General features: G+C 61.4%; 13 protein-coding genes. 10 read left to right on the top strand and 3 right to left on the bottom strand.

From position 1 onward, the window contains the following. The first annotated feature begins 48 nt into the window (after positions 1 to 48). From AC1PUL_RS05470 to AC1PUL_RS05485, 4 genes are all read left to right on the top strand, one after another. Positions 49 to 531 carry a MarR family transcriptional regulator gene (locus AC1PUL_RS05470; protein ID WP_298461555.1) on the top strand — a complete coding sequence of 161 codons (483 nt, stop codon included), beginning with the start codon at positions 49 to 51 and terminating at the stop codon, positions 529 to 531. Next, entirely contained in the window at positions 528 to 1355 is an 828-nt protein-coding gene (locus AC1PUL_RS05475) for a DUF4432 family protein (protein WP_480467060.1), read from the top strand. Before AC1PUL_RS05470 ends, AC1PUL_RS05475 begins: the two co-directional genes overlap by 4 nt. 84 nt (positions 1356 to 1439) lie before the next feature. After that, positions 1440 to 1778, top strand: a complete 339-nt coding sequence (locus AC1PUL_RS05480) for a protein tyrosine phosphatase family protein (protein WP_480467061.1) — start codon at positions 1440 to 1442, stop codon at positions 1776 to 1778. Between the two features lie 82 nt (positions 1779 to 1860). Beyond that, complete coding sequence (locus tag AC1PUL_RS05485; RefSeq protein ID WP_480467063.1) at positions 1861 to 2202, top strand: RidA family protein; 342 nt, start codon at positions 1861 to 1863, stop codon at positions 2200 to 2202. Positions 2203 to 2277: 75 nt separating this feature from the next. On the opposite strand, the gene AC1PUL_RS05490 is transcribed toward AC1PUL_RS05485, so the two are convergent. The 3 genes from AC1PUL_RS05490 to AC1PUL_RS05500 all read right to left on the bottom strand — a co-directional run bounded on the left by AC1PUL_RS05490 (position 2278) and on the right by AC1PUL_RS05500 (position 6213). Further along, on the bottom strand, positions 2278 to 3930 hold the full coding sequence (locus tag AC1PUL_RS05490; RefSeq protein ID WP_480467065.1) for a thiamine pyrophosphate-binding protein: 1653 nt from the start codon (positions 3928 to 3930) through the stop codon (positions 2278 to 2280). Further along, complete coding sequence (caiB, locus tag AC1PUL_RS05495) at positions 3927 to 5126, bottom strand: succinate--glutarate CoA-transferase (RefSeq protein WP_480467066.1); 1200 nt, start codon at positions 5124 to 5126, stop codon at positions 3927 to 3929. The genes AC1PUL_RS05490 and caiB overlap by 4 nt, the downstream gene beginning before the upstream one ends. 160 nt (positions 5127 to 5286) lie before the next feature. Continuing rightward, positions 5287 to 6213, bottom strand: coding sequence for an alpha/beta hydrolase (locus AC1PUL_RS05500; protein ID WP_480467067.1), 927 nt, complete (start codon positions 6211 to 6213; stop codon positions 5287 to 5289). A gap of 187 nt (positions 6214 to 6400) precedes the next feature. Between AC1PUL_RS05500 and AC1PUL_RS05505 the strand changes: the two genes are divergently transcribed. The 6 genes from AC1PUL_RS05505 (at position 6401) to AC1PUL_RS05530 (ending at position 14867) form a co-directional block, all read left to right on the top strand. Next, positions 6401 to 8170, top strand: a complete 1770-nt coding sequence (locus AC1PUL_RS05505; protein ID WP_480467069.1) for a hypothetical protein — start codon at positions 6401 to 6403, stop codon at positions 8168 to 8170. A gap of 116 nt (positions 8171 to 8286) precedes the next feature. Then, positions 8287 to 9936 carry an energy-dependent translational throttle protein EttA gene (gene ettA, locus AC1PUL_RS05510; RefSeq protein ID WP_298461586.1) on the top strand — a complete coding sequence of 550 codons (1650 nt, stop codon included), beginning with the start codon at positions 8287 to 8289 and terminating at the stop codon, positions 9934 to 9936. 194 nt (positions 9937 to 10130) lie between these two features. Then, positions 10131 to 12410, top strand: coding sequence for a methyl-accepting chemotaxis protein (locus AC1PUL_RS05515; RefSeq protein ID WP_480467072.1), 2280 nt, complete (start codon positions 10131 to 10133; stop codon positions 12408 to 12410). Between the two features lie 168 nt (positions 12411 to 12578). Beyond that, on the top strand, positions 12579 to 13583 hold the full coding sequence (locus AC1PUL_RS05520) for an ArsR/SmtB family transcription factor (RefSeq protein WP_480467074.1): 1005 nt from the start codon (positions 12579 to 12581) through the stop codon (positions 13581 to 13583). Continuing rightward, the gene (gene metF, locus AC1PUL_RS05525; protein ID WP_480467076.1) at positions 13584 to 14492 is read left to right on the top strand and encodes a methylenetetrahydrofolate reductase [NAD(P)H]; all 909 of its coding nucleotides are present in this window, start codon (positions 13584 to 13586) and stop codon (positions 14490 to 14492) included. Between the two features lie 30 nt (positions 14493 to 14522). Next, entirely contained in the window at positions 14523 to 14867 is a 345-nt protein-coding gene (locus AC1PUL_RS05530) for a hypothetical protein (RefSeq protein ID WP_480467077.1), read from the top strand. The last annotated feature ends 37 nt before the right edge of the window (positions 14868 to 14904 follow it).

Raw genomic sequence — 14904 nt, forward strand, 5'->3', positions numbered from 1 at the left:
ATGATCGTGTTGTAGGCAGGGTCAAAGCGCGGGTTTTGAGGGGGACGCATGCAAGATCGACTGAGTATGGAAACCTTCCTGCCTTTTCGGTTGCTCAGGGTGGCCGAAAGCGTTGACCATGGCTTCATGCAGTTCTGCGGGCCGGAGGACGAATTGTCCTGGTCCGAATGGCAGGTTCTCTGGTCGCTGGGGGAGCGGACGCCGACGACTGCCAAGGCGATCTCGTCCCATTCCGGGCTCTCCAAGACAAAGATCAGCCGCGCGGTGAAGGTCTTGGAGGACAAGGACTACCTCGTTCGGAAGAAGGATCGGCTGGACCGGCGCTTCGAACTTCTGTCTCTAACGCAGAAGGGGCAGCAAAGGTTCGAGCGACTGGCGAAGGAGGCGGGCGCCTTCCAGCGGTGGCTTGAGCGCAGCGTCAACATCGCCTATCTCTCCTCGCTCGATAGCGGACTCGGCGGGCTGGAGGATTTGATTTCCACCGGTTACCTCAGGGCGCCGCAGCGTCTGCCCGAGGAAACGCTTGCATGATCACATTTTCCGGCCCGAAGGGGCCGCGTCTTGCCCTTGATCAAGGGTCGGTTTTCGACATCGGCTCCTGCATCGTGGATGGGGTGGATCTCGCGCCCGGTCGGGCGATCCCTGATGACGGCGATCCGCGCATCGATCATTCGCTGGAAGGCTTTCTCTTCACCTGTGGGCCAGACCATATCCGCCATCGCGAGCCGATTGCGGGAACGGATCTGTTCTATCCCTTGCACGGATCCTTCTCGGCCAATCCGGCCCATTCCCTTGAAATCACCGTTGATGGCGAGGATCTCGTGGCGCGCGCCAGTGTTGACGTGGCGCTTGCGGGCGGCGGCAAGGCTGAGCTTCGGCGGCAATGGCGCCTGAAAGGTGAGAGTGGCGAAGTGCAGCTTGCCGATACCGTTGTCAATGTCGGCAAGACAGCGTTTCCGGCGTTCCTGATGTACCACATGAATCTCGGCGCCAAGCACTTCGACGCCGGCACGCGGCTGGAAGGCGCGATGCTGGATAGCGGCGGACTTCCGTGGGCTTTCGGCGAGGGGGATGGTGGCATATTCTGTGTGCCAGCGGGGCATGGCGGCTGGGCGGAGCTCAGGCTCGGACCGATCGCGGCCATTGGCGGAAAAACGCTGAAAGTCCGCTTCCGCACCGATACGCTGCCGCATCTGCAGGTCTGGCGGAACCAGAAGGCACCCGCGCATGTGCTCGGGATCGAGCCCGTTTCGCATCGCTGGGTGGGACTTGCCGAGCTCGAAGCGGCCGGCGAATTCAACATTTTGCAGCCGGGTGAAAGCCGCGATTACGGTCTGGCCTTTTCGTTCGTCTGACGCGGAATGGCGAGCCTGTCGCGATTGACGCTCAGGGATGCCCGTCGTAGATGTTTGGCCCAATGAAATGGACGAGGTGCCCCGATGAACATCCGTGAGATCAACGAGGAATATTCGGTCAGCGGCCAGATCACCGTCGACGAAGTCGACGAGATCAAGGCGCTCGGCTTCAAGTCGATCGTCTGCCATCGCCCCGACGGCGAAGACTTTGGCCAGCCCGATTTTGCCATTATCGCAAAGCGCGCCGAAGAACTGGGCCTCAAGATCAAGCATGTGCCTGTTGGCCCCATGGGCGTCACGCCCGATGCCGTCGCCGACATGGTCGATGCGCTGGAGGAGTTCGAGCGTCCCATGCTTGGCTATTGCCGCTCGGGTGCGCGCTCGACCGCGACCTACGAACACGCGCTTCGCCAGCGCGGCTGATCCGATTTCGTCACCATCGCCGGCCGGACCTTTGCGTCCGGCTTCTGCGTGTTTTACCCAAGCCTCAAGCAGGAGTTTTCCCATGAGCATCAAGCGTATCGAGCCCGGCAAGCGCATGAGCGGCGCCGTCGTCCACGGCAACACCGTCTATCTCGCCGGCCAGGTTGGCGAAGGCGCATCCGTGACCGAGCAGTCGAAGTCGGCACTTGCCGAAGTCGACCGCCTGCTGGCCGCTGCCGGTTCGGACAAGTCGAAGATCCTGCAGACGATCATCTACCTCTCCGACATGTCGACCTTCGGCGAAATGAACGCCGTCTGGGAAGCCTGGATCGATCCGGCCAACCCGCCGGCCCGCGCGACGTCGCAAGCCGCTCTCGCGACCCCGGACTACAAGGTCGAGTTCATCGTCACCGCCGCTCTCTGATTTTTGAGAGACGTCCCAGAACAGGAAAAGGCCGGGAGCGATCCCGGCCTTTTCTCGTTTCCGATCAAGGGCCTGTCAGGCCTTGTTGCGAATCTGAGTCAGCGTCCGCGTCGGCGTGATCGCTTCCGGATCGAGCTTGATTTCGATGATCGCCGGCTTGCCGGAGGCGCGGGCGCGCAGGAAGGCGGGGGCGAAGTCTTCGGTCTTTTCCACGGTTTCGCCGTGGCCGCCATAGGCCTTGGCGAGTGCCGCAAAATCGGGGTTGGTCAGGTCCGTGGCGCTGACGCGGCCCGGATATTCGCGCTCCTGGTGCATGCGGATCGTGCCATACATGCCGTTGTTGATCACGAGCGTGATGATCGGCAGGTTGTAGCGGATGGCGGTCGCGAATTCCTGGCCATGCATCATGAAGCAGCCGTCACCGGCAAAGCAGATGACTTCACGCTCAAGGAACAGCTGCTTGGCGGCGACGGCTGCCGGAAGGCCGTATCCCATGGAGCCGGAGGTCGGGGCGGCCTGGGTGTTGAAGGCCTGGAAGCGGTGGAAGCGATGCAGCCAGGTGGCATAGTTGCCGGCGCCATTGGTGAAAATCGCATCCTTCGGCGTGTTGGCTTCGATCCACTCCATGATCGGCCCCATCTGCACGGCGCCGGGACCGGCTTTGGGCGGCGTCGACCAGGTGAGATAGGCGGCGTGCATGGTCTCAGTGCGTTCGGCCCAGGCGGGGGCGGCGGGTGCCTTGAGGGTTTCGAGCGCTGCGACGAATTCCTCAGGCGCCGCGCAGATGGCGAGATCAGCGCGGTAGACGCGGCCGAGTTCGGACGGGTCTGGATGCACATGCACGAGCTTTTGCGCCGGGTAGGGGATGTCCATCAGCGTGTAGGAGGAGGAGGGCATTTCGGAGAAACGGCTGCCGAGCAGGATCAGCAGGTCTGCTTCCTTCACTTCCCTAGCCAGCGCCGGGTTGATGCCGATGCCGACATCGCCGGCATAGGACGGATGCAGGTGATCGAAGAGCATCTGGCGGCGGAAGGAGCAGCCGACGGGCAGCTTGAACTTTTCTGCAAAGGCCTGGATGCCGGCGACCGAGGTCTCGCTCCAGCGGGTGCCGCCGAGAACGACCATCGGGCGCTTGGCGGTCTTCAGCATTTCGCCGAGGGCGGCGATCTGGCTTGGGCCGGGATGGGCCTCGACGGGGGTGTAGGGCTTGGCTTCCGGGGCTTCGACCTCGTCGAGCAGCATATCCTCGGGCAACGTCAGCACGACGGGGCCGGGGCGGCCTGAGGTGGCGACGGCAAAGGCGCGGGTGACGAATTCCGGGATGCGGCGGGCGTCATCGATTTCGCCGACCCATTTGGCAAATTCGGTGAAGGCGCGGCGGTACTCGACTTCCTGGAAGGCTTCGCGCTCCTTCATGTCACGGCCGATCTGGCCGATGAAGAGGATCATCGGGATCGAATCCTGCTTTGCCACATGCAGGCCGGCGGAGGCGTTGGTGGCGCCCGGACCACGGGTGACCATGCAGATGCCGGGTTTGCCGGTGAGGCGGCCCCAGGTGTCGGCCATCATCGCAGCGCCACCTTCCTGGCGGCAGACCAGCGTCTCGATGCCGCTGTCCTTCAGCGCGTCGAGCACGGCCAGATAGCTTTCGCCGGGAACACAGGAGACGCGCTCGACGCCGTTGGCCTTCAGCGCCTCGACGATCAGTTCACCGCCGGTTCTCTTCATTTCGTCTTCCTTTCCAGCTCGGCCAGTTCGGCCAGAATGTCGTCGCCATGCTCGCCGATGCGCGGGCTTGGGCGCTCGTAGCGCAGGGGGGTCTCGGAGAGCACGATCGGCGTGCGCACGCCCGGGATCACGGTGCCCTTGTCGTCGGTCAGCTCGATCTTCAGGCCACGTGCCTCAACCTGCGGGTCGGCGAACATTTCCTCGATCGAGTTGATCGGTCCTGCCGGCACGGCATTCGCCTCACAGGCGGAGAGCAGATCGCGCTTCTGCCACTTCGCGGTTTCTGTGGTGACGATCCGCCGGACTTCGACCTTGTTGGCAACGCGGGCCTTGTTGGTGGCGAAGCGTTCGTCCTCGGCAACAGAGGGGATGCCGAGGATGCTGCAGAGGCGCTTGAACTGCCCGTCATTGCCGACAGCGAGGATCAGGTGGCCGTCTGCTGTTGGCACCACTTCATAGGGACTGATATTGGGATGGGCATTGCCGAGGCGAACAGGCGGCTTGCCGGAGATCAGGTAGTTCATGTTCTGGTTGGCGAGCACAGCCGACATGACGTCGAGCAGGGCCATATCGACGAACTGGCCCTGGCCGGTCTTCATGACGTGAATGAGGGCAGCCTGGATGGCGGTGACGGCATAGATGCCGGTGAAGATATCGGCGATGGCCACACCCGCCTTCATCGGCGCGCCGTCCTTCTCGCCTGTGATCGACATGAAGCCGGACATGCCCTGGACGATGTAGTCGTAACCGGCGAAATCGGCATAGGGGCCGTTCTGGCCAAAGCCGGTGATCGAGCAATAGACGAGCTTCGGGTTGATCGCCCTCAGGCTCTCGTAATCAAGGCCGTATTTTTCGAGGCCGCCGCGCTTGAAGTTTTCTATGACGACATCGGCAGAGGCGCAGAGACGGCGGACCGTTTCCTGGCCTTCCGGCGACTTCAGGTCGAGCGCGATCGAGCGCTTGTTGCGGTTGGTCGAATGGTAATAGGCGGCCGAGAGGTTGTCGCCGTCGGCGCCTTCGACGAAGGGTGGACCCCAGGCGCGGGTGTCGTCGCCGCCTTCGGGGTTTTCCACCTTGATCACGTCAGCACCGAGATCGGCGAGCATCTGGCCTGCCCAGGGACCTGCCAGCACGCGGGCAAGTTCGATCACGCGGATGCCGGTGAGCGGAGCAGGGGATGATGGCTTGGGCGTCATTGCGCGATCCTGTTCGGCGTCGTCAGTGGCGCAGGCCCATCCCGAAGCGGTGGTCTGCCATGACAAGAACTGCTGTCAGTCGAGCTATATCGCCGGATTTCACCATTCGCACCTGATATTCTCTCATGGCATCATTCCGTTTCGGCAATATCCTGACGCGTCACGGGCCAAGATTGCCGAGCCATGCGAGGAAATCGGCAATCGGTTTTTCACGGCCGATCTCGTTCAGCGTCTCATGGCGCATGCTGTCATAGACCGTGGTTTCGACATCCGTCATGCCGACATCGAGCATACGTTGGCCGAGCCAGCGGATCTCGCGGCCCATGTTGGTCGCCGGATCCTGGCCGCCGCCGACGAGATAGACCGGAAGGCGCTGCGGCAGGCGGGCGAGGCGTTCCGGCTCTGCGCCGGCAAAGGTGAAGCGGAAGATGTCGCGCCACATCGAGACGCTGGCATCGAAGCCGCACAGCGGATCGGCGATGTAGGCGTCGACTTCCTTCGGGTCGTGCGACAGCCAGTCGAAAGCGGTGCGATGGCCGGGAATGGCGCGTCCCCAGGCGGCAAAGGTCGCCTTCGGCAGGATGAGTGACGGGACGTCCGAGCCCTTCAACATTTGTTCAAGGTAGAGCACGCCCTGGGCGAAGCGACCCGCGAGCCCCGGATTGAAATTGGAGTTCCAGATGGTCAGGGCGTTGAAGGATTGCGGGTGTTCGATGGCGACGTTGAGCGCGATCAGCCCGCCCATGGAATGGCCGAAGAGGATGACGGGCAGGCCTGGGTGGTTCTGCACCGCCATATCCCGCATCGCCATGACATCGGCAATCACTTTGGATACGCCCTCCTGGCGGGCAAACAGACCCAGCGCAGCATCCGGTGCCGTGGTTTCCCCATGGCCGCGATGGTCGTGGGCATAGATGTGATAGCCCTGTTCTGCCATCGTGGCGCCGAAGGCCTCGTAGCGACGCGAATGCTCCGCCAGGCCGTGGCAGATGATCAGGACTGCGCGTGGTTCTCGTGTCGATGGCTGATGGTGATAGGCGAGGTGGGCGCCTGATGGCGACGGATGATAGGATAGATCTGAATACATGCATGTCTCCCCAGAGCGATAGAAAGCCATCCGGCACCGTCATGCAATGCCCCGGTTTTGCTTTTGGACGCCTTGAGGTCGATCAAGCGGCTAACTCAGCGTTAAGGCAGGCTGGTCAGAGTGCTGCCAGATCCTGGAACGCCATCTGATGATGAAGTTGTCCAGGCCAGACCAGGAGCGAGAAAGCTTGCGACAGAATCCTGACATTCGCGATCGGCCTGCCGTCTATGCCGCCATCATCTTTTGGGCCGGTGTCTTTGTTATCTTCGTCGATCTCGCGGATGGACGTTCCCTGATCCTTGATGTCGATGACCAATTGCGCGCATTGCAGATCCAACTGTTTTTCTCCGGCCAGTCGAACTGGCATGATCTTTCCATTCCTGCTGTGCGGCTGCCGGAGGTTTACATCTCTCCGTGGTCCCGTCTGGTGGATCTCCCTTACATCCTGATTGGATGGACGCTCACCCCGCTCTTCGGAGCAGCGGCAGCACTGGACCTGAGCTTTCTGATCTGGCCACTGGTCATGCTTGCTCTTTATGCGCTCTTGGCTGCCGCTTTCCTTTGCCGTCTGCTCGGGCCTCTCGAATGGCCGCCGCTTCGCCGAGCTCTGCTCATCTGCATCATCGGCCTGATGATGGGACCGGCACTCCTTGAGTTTACGCCCGGACGGATCGATCACCACAATGTCCAGCTTCTGGCCATGCTTGGCATCCTGGTCGGCATTCAACGCTTCGATCGTGCCGGGGCCGTCCTCATTGGACTGTGCTCATCTGTTTCGCTGCTGGTCGGGCTTGAGTGCCTGCCGCTGATCATGGCCGCCTATGCTGGGCTGGTGATCTTCTGGCTTGCCGGTGTCCGAAACAGCGATGTTGTGATGGGCTATGCCGGCGCAGGTTTCGCAGTTTTTTCCAGTCTACTCGGCCTTATCTTCGTCGGGCCGTCGGACCTTCTGGAAACCGCTTGTGATGCTTTCTCGGCTCCCTTCGCTTTGGCAACGCTGCTGCTCGGTTTGCTGCTTGCGGGGCTTGGCCCATGGGGTCGGAAAAAGCGGACAGGCCTGCGTCTCCTGGTCCTGGTTATCGGGGCGGCTAGCATCCTTCTGTCGATGATTGCGCTCTATCCGCAATGCCTGGCCGGCCCGTATGGAATGATCGACCCCTTGGTCAGGTCGAACTGGTTGGATCGGATCCCACAGGAGCATGGGCTGATCTTTCAGGTTCAAAACGGCTCGATCAATATCTTGCCTCTGATCGCCTTGCCGGTCCTGATCGCGATCTGGACTGCTCCCGCCTTTCGTTCGAGGCTGCGCGAGGATCCCGGGCTCGCGCTTGCCCTGCTCGTCGCGCTAGTTTCGGTCGCGGCTGTCATCCTGCAATTGCGCTATGCCCGTTTTCCTATCGCTCTTATGCCGCTCTTCATCCCGCTTGCCGTTTCATGTCTGCTCTCAGGTCCATCGCGCGCTGCGCTTGGCGGTGTCGCTGTCGTGTCCGGGGCGTTTATCCTTTCTCTCGGGATAGGTGCGCTCACCTATGCCGGCACAAGCCGCGACATCGCGGTCATTGATACCATGGGTAATCCTTGTGATGGCGCGGATTTCACCGCGATTAGAGAGATCGAGCCTGGCCGGGTGCTCGCGCCACAAGGTCTCGGGCTCCCGCTCATCCGAGCATCGGATGGCCGCGTCGAAGTTGCCGCGATCCCCTTCCATCGCGCATCCCCCGGGCTCTCGACGATGTTTGCGGCTTTCCTTTCCGATGATGGGGCAGTGCGCCGTCAAGCGCTTGAAGGGTTCGACTGTGTCGCGGTCTGCGCGTACCCGATCGATGCGGGGCCGTCGTCCACCTCGCTCTATGCAAATCTGCTGAGCGGAAAGGGCTGGCCGGGCTTGACGGATGTCTCCGGATCCCCAACTTCGCCGCTCAGGATCTTCCGGATCGATCATGGTCAGCTGCAATAGGTCCATGGACGGCTTCGAAAATCGGTCAATTGGCGTGTCCGCCGCATTGCCCCCATTGCCAGTTTCGCCTACATAGCGGCAACTTTCCCCTTTTCGACGCGCGGAGCTCCCCGACGATGGCACGTCAGTTCATCTACCACATGGCCGGCCTCAACAAGGCCTATGGCAACAAGAAGATCCTTGAGAACATCCATCTCTCCTTCTATCCCGATGCCAAGATCGGCATTCTCGGTCCGAACGGTGCGGGTAAGTCGACCGTGCTCAAGATCATGGCCGGTCTCGACAAGGAGTGGACGGGTGAGGCCTGGCTCGCCGACGGCGCGACGCTTGGCTATCTGCCGCAGGAGCCGCAACTCGATCCGACCAAGACCGTGTTCGAAAATGTCATGGAAGGCGTTGCCGACAAGACGGCCATCCTTAATCGCTACAACGAACTGATGATGAACTATTCCGACGAGACGGCGGAAGAGGGCTCCAAGCTCCAGGACATCATCGACAGCCAGAACCTCTGGGATCTGGAAAGCCAGGTCGAGATGGCCATGGACGCGCTGCGCTGCCCGCCTGGCGATGCGGATGTGTCCAACCTGTCGGGTGGTGAGCGCCGTCGCGTCGCGCTTTGCCAGCTCCTCCTGCGCAAGCCGGACCTGCTCTTGCTCGACGAACCGACCAACCACCTGGACGCCGAGACGATTGCCTGGCTGGAAAAGCATCTGCGCGAATATCCGGGCGCCATCCTGATGGTCACCCACGACCGCTACTTCCTCGACAACGTCACGGGCTGGATCCTCGAGCTCGACCGCGGTCGCGGCATTCCCTACGAAGGCAACTATTCGGCCTATCTGACCGCCAAGGCCAAGCGCCTGGCGCAGGAAGAGCGCGAAGAGGGCAGCCGCCAGAAGGCGCTGTCGCGCGAACAGGAATGGATCGCGGCAAGCCCGAAGGCGCGTCAGGCGAAGTCGAAGGCGCGTATCCGCGCCTATGACGAGTTGGTGGCCGCTGCCGAAAACCGTCGTCCGGGCGAAGCCCAGATCATCATCCCGGTCGGCGAGCGTCTCGGCCAGGTGGTCATCGAGGCGGAAAACCTCACCAAGGCCTATGACGGCCGCGTGCTGTTCGAGAACCTATCCTTCAAGCTGCCGCCAGGCGGTATCGTCGGCGTCATCGGCCCGAACGGTGCCGGTAAGTCGACGCTGTTCCGCCTGATCACCGGTCAGGAAACGCCGGATAGCGGTACGATCCGCGTCGGCGATACCGTGCAGCTGGGCTATGTCGACCAGAGCCGCGATTCGCTCGATGGTTCGAAGAACGTCTGGGAAGAAATCTCGGGCGGCAACGACATCATCAAGCTCGGCAAGTACGACATGAACAGCCGAGCCTATTGCGGCGCCTTCAACTTCAAGGGCGGCGACCAGCAGCAGAAGGTCGGCAATCTCTCAGGCGGTCAGCGCAACCGCGTGCATCTCGCCAAGATGCTGAAGGCGGGCGGCAACGTTCTGCTGCTCGACGAACCGACCAACGACCTCGACACCGAAACGCTGTCGGCTCTCGAAGACGCGCTGGAAAATTTCGCCGGCTGCGCCGTGATCATCAGCCACGATCGCATGTTCCTCGATCGTCTCGCCACGCATATCCTTGCCTTCGAAGGCGACAGCCATGTCGAATGGTTCGAAGGCAACTTCGAAGATTACGAGCAGGACAAAATCCGCCGCCTTGGGCCGGAATCGGTCAATCCGAAGCGGGTCACCTACAAGCGCCTGACGCGCTGAGGCAGACAGAGACTTAAAAGCTTACAGGGCCGGCTTTGAGAGAAGCCGGCCCTTTTGATATCGTCTGACCATGGGTGCTGTCTTGCGACATCGGCCTTGCGTGTTTTAGTAAATTTGCAATAAGTTTTACATACTAATGTCCCGATTTGACTGGCTGGGGGGCTTAAGTCCTGCAGCGCAACTTGGGGGGTTACATGGCTGCGCTATCGCTACGGAGACAGCTCTATCTCATCGCCACGGCGCCGTTGATCGCCTTTCTTTGGCTCAGTGTCACGTCGGTTTGGAGCGGCTACCAGCAGTATGCTGCGCTTGACCGACAGATGGTGGTGCAGACGCTGGCAATGGCTGGCGGGAGAATTGCTCAAGTCCTTCCGGCTGAGGCTTTTGCTACGCCGGATAATCTCGTTGAACGGCGCAGAGCTGTCGATGAGGGGCTGGCCACGCTGAAGACAGCCTACGCCGCGTGGCAGGCGCAAGGCGGGAAGGACGCTACAATCGAGAAGGCCTTTGCTCTGATCATCGAGAAGGAACGGGGTCTTGCGACCTATCGTACGAACGTCGATGCGGGGACTGCGACTTCGGATGAGGCCCTTTTCGTGTTGCAGCCTGCGTCAGCGGCCGGTCTTGAGTTGGTGCGCCGTTCGGGTGCAACCATACAAGATCTCGAACTTGCAAGGCTGATCGACGGCTACTACGCCCTGATGCAGGTGAATGATGCTGGTCTGATTGAAATTCGACTGGGCGAGCAGTACTTCTCAGGTCAAGCGCTTGAGCAGAAGCAGTATGCGTTCTTCCTGCACGCGTTTGGCCTGCGCGAGCGCTTTACACCCTTGCTGCGGGAATTCCTCCCGCCTGAAATCGTAGAGCCTTTCGATGCATTTCAGGCCGGCGCGGAGGGGCAGTTCCTGCAGGCTGCTCGCCTGAAGATAAGTGAAACTGCTCCTGCTGGTGCGGATCCAGCTTCCGCTGAACAGTGGCTGGGCTATACCGGTGCGCAAGCGGGCATGATGGCGAAACTGATTGCTCAGACTGACGTCTTCTTGGCCAATGGCGCGCAACAGAAGCTCGAAAGCCTTTACGCGAAGTTCCTGAAGGGCGTGGTTGTCGCCCTCTGCGTCACATTCGTGGTGTTGGGGCTCTTCTTCTTCGTAGTTCGTTCCGTATCGCGGATGATTCGCGGGACTGCCGACCGCATGAAAACGCTCGCTGATGGTGACCGACAGGCGCCGATACCCTTCATTGAGCGCTCTGACGAAATTGGAGGTATGGCGCGCTCTGTCGAGGTCTTCCGTGAGGCGGCGATCCGCAATGCCGAACTGGAGGCTGAGGCAGAAGAGAACCGCAGCCGAGCAGAGCGCGAACGCGCCGAGATGCAGGCCCGCGCCGAAGCGGATGCGGAAGAGCGTCTGACCAAGGCGACAGGCACGCTCGCTGCCGGCCTGAAGCGGCTGGCGTCCGGCGATCTGCTGTGCGAGATCGACGAGCAGTTTGCCCCGCAGTTCGAGGCGCTGCGCCACGACTTCAATACCTCGGTGCAGCAGCTGCGCGGAGTTCTCGTCTCCGTCGGTCGCTCGGCCCATGCGGTCAGTGGCGGCTCGGGCGAGATTTCGCATGCCTCCGACGATCTGGCCAAGCGCACCGAACAGCAGGCGGCTTCGCTCGAAGAGACGGCAGCAGCCCTTGAGGAGATCACCTCCAACGTCACCGCCACCTCGCGCAGGACCGGCGAGGCGCGGGATATCGTGCGCAATACCCGCAGCCGCGCCGAACAGTCGGGCGTCGTGGTCGGCAATGCGGTGACGGCAATGGAGCGCATCGAGCATGCCTCGAAGCAGATCAGCCAGATCATCGGCGTGATCGACGAGATCGCCTTCCAGACGAACCTGCTTGCGCTCAACGCCGGTGTTGAAGCAGCCCGCGCCGGTGAAGCCGGCAAGGGCTTTGCCGTCGTTGCCCAAGAAGTGCGCGAGCTCGCACAGCGTTCCGCGAATGCTGCGAAGGAGATCAAGGCGCTGATCGGCAATTCGGAAGTGGCGGTCAGCGAAGGCGTGAAGCTGGTCAACGAGACCGGCGACGGGCTGACCGCGATCGCCGGTCTCGTGCAGGCGATCAACGAGCATATGGACGCTATTGCCTCCGCCGCCCAGGAACAGTCGGTCGGCCTTGGCGAGGTGAACCAGGCGGTCAATCACATGGACCAGGCGACGCAGAAGAATGCGGCGATGGTTGAGGAAATGAATGCGGCGTCGGCCGGTCTTGCCCAGGAAGCGGCAAGCCTTGCCGAGCTGTTGCAGCGCTTCCGTACCGGGCAGGAGAGGGCCGCTCCCTCCGCAGGTCAGACTGCAGCCCAGAGCCGCATGGCTGCACCGGCGCGTCCGGTGAGCGCCCCCGTTGCGCAGCCGGCTCCCCGTCGCGCCATGCCGGCTGTCTCCGGCAACACGGCACTGTCCAAGGACAACTGGGAAGAATTCTGAGCGGGACCTGCGGTCCGCACTTTATTCAGCATTGTCGCGAGCGGCCGCCTCACAAGGGTGGCCGTTCCGGTTTTCTCAGTCCTTGAGCCGCAGCATTGCCGATTCATGCTTGCATCAGATGCGAAACAGACATAAAGATATCTTTATGTCGTTATTGCGGTGGTGCGAATGAGACTTGGCGTTGATCCTCTGGTGGAATTGCTGAAGGCAGCGGGCGAGCCGACCCGTCTGCGCCTCCTCACGCTTTTGTCGTCGGGTGACCTTACGGTGACCGATCTTACCGAAATCCTGGGCCAGTCGCAGCCGCGAATCTCGCGGCATCTGAAATTGCTTGCGGAAGCGGATCTCATCGATCGCTATCAGGAAGGGGCCTGGGCCTATTTTCGCCTGAAGCAGGATGGCGCAGCTGCCGCCCTTGTCCGCGTTCTGTTGGATGCCGCTGATGAGGCTGACCCTGTGCTGCAGCGTGATCGGGATCGTCTGGCCGGCGTCAAGCGGGCGAGGGCGGAGAAGGCTCAGGCCTATTTCAGCCGCAACGCCTCGGAATGGGACGAGCTTCGGCGCCTGCATGTCAACGATGCAGATGTTGAGGCCGCACTTTTGCGCATTGTCGGAAGCGAGGCCGTTGATTCGATGCTCGACCTGGGCACCGGCACCGGACGCATCCTGCAATTGCTGGCGCCCCGTTACCGGCGCGCCATCGGCATTGATGCCAGCCGCGATATGCTCGCGGTTGCCCGTTCGAACCTCGACAAGGAAGGTATCCTCTCGGCGAGCGTTCGGCATGGCGATATTCTGAACTTGCCGCTGGATGCGACCGATTACGATCTCGTTACCATCCACCAGGTCCTGCACTTTCTGGAAGAGCCGGAGCTGGCTCTCGCCGAAGCGGCCCGGATGTTGAAGCCGGGTGGCCGTCTCGCGATAATCGATCTCGCGCCGCATGCCCATGAGTATCTGCGTGACGAACACGCCCATGTCCGTCTCGGTTTCTCTCATGGCGTGATGGCAGAATGGCTCGGCCGGCGCGGGCTGACGGTCGAGAAGGTCCTCGACCTGCCGCCGGAGAGCGCCAGCGGTCGCGGGCTGACGGTGACGATCTGGCTCGCCCGGCGCGGCGCCTCTGCTGAGACTGTTTCAGACCAACCTCTTGCCAAGACCGGGAGCAGATGAATGACGAAGCCCGAACGGCCTATCGCCAAGACCCCCGCGCTGCGGATTTCCTTTGAGTTTTTCCCCCCTAAGTCTCCCGATATGGAGGATCAGCTCTGGCAGACGGTCAAGGCCTTGCAGCCTTACCAGCCGGATTTCGTGTCCGTCACCTATGGCGCGGGCGGAACGACGCGGGAGCCGACATTGGCGACGGTCAAACGCCTGATCAATGACACCCCGCTGGCGACGGCCTCGCACCTGACCTGTGTCGGAGCGACCCGCGAGGAGGTGCGTGCCGTGGTCGAAGAATTCCAGGCCGCCGGCGTTCGTCACTTCGTTGCGCTGCGTGGCGACCCGCAAGGCGGCGTCGGTACGCGTTATGCACCGCATCCGGGTGGGTTTGTGAATGCTGCCGACCTCGTCTCAGGTCTCAGAGAGATCGGCGATTTCGAGATCTCTGTCTCGGCCTATCCAGAGCGGCATCCCGAAAGCGGCACCGATGCGGTCGATCTCGATATGCTGAAGCAGAAGGTCGATGCTGGGGCAACGCGGGCTCTGACGCAGTTTTTCTTCGACAACGACATCTTCGAGCGTTATCTGGAGCGTGTCCGCAAAGCCGGGATCAATATCCCGATCGTGCCGGGGATCATGCCGATCCAGAACCTCACCCAGTTGAAGCGCTTTGCATCCATGTGCGGGGCAAGCACGCCTGCCTTCCTCGATGAACGTTTCGAAGGAACTGAGGGCGATGCTCAGCAGCGTGCCGCTGTCGCGGCGGATATCGCGGCGGAGCAGATCGCTGATCTTTCGCGCCGTGGGCTCCAGGAATTCCATATCTACACGATGAACAGGGCTCCGCTGACGATTGCGGTCCTCGAACGGCTCGGCATGTCCTTGCCGGCCAGCAATGTATCGGGTGCCGCCGCCTGACGCGCCTTCATTCATGACGAAAAGAGGCGCATGACAGTCCATGTCATGCGCCTCTTCTCCGTTTCGGTAGTCAGGAATGCTGGAGAGGCCGAGCCCGGCCAACCCATGGGTGGGGTCGTTCAACCTGTGTCAGATAAACAGCATCGTGGCTATGAAAACAAACGCTGCACCGACGATCAGGACATTGATAGAATTGGTCAGTCCCATGTGTGCCTCCTTGCGTTGACCGTTAGATATTATGTCCGTTTTGTGTCGGCGCAAAGCCAATTCTGTGCTGCGCTGCGGCAAGAGGCGGTGGAAAACTTATCAAAATCCTTCAATAATCTATTTTTCTCAGAGGGTTACGGTGACTCTCGCCCTGTTAATGAAGTTTAATTTCCGTGATGCGGGATCGGGGTGCTCGGAGGGCTTT

The sequence above is a fragment of the Rhizobium sp. P43 genome, from assembly GCF_056730705.1.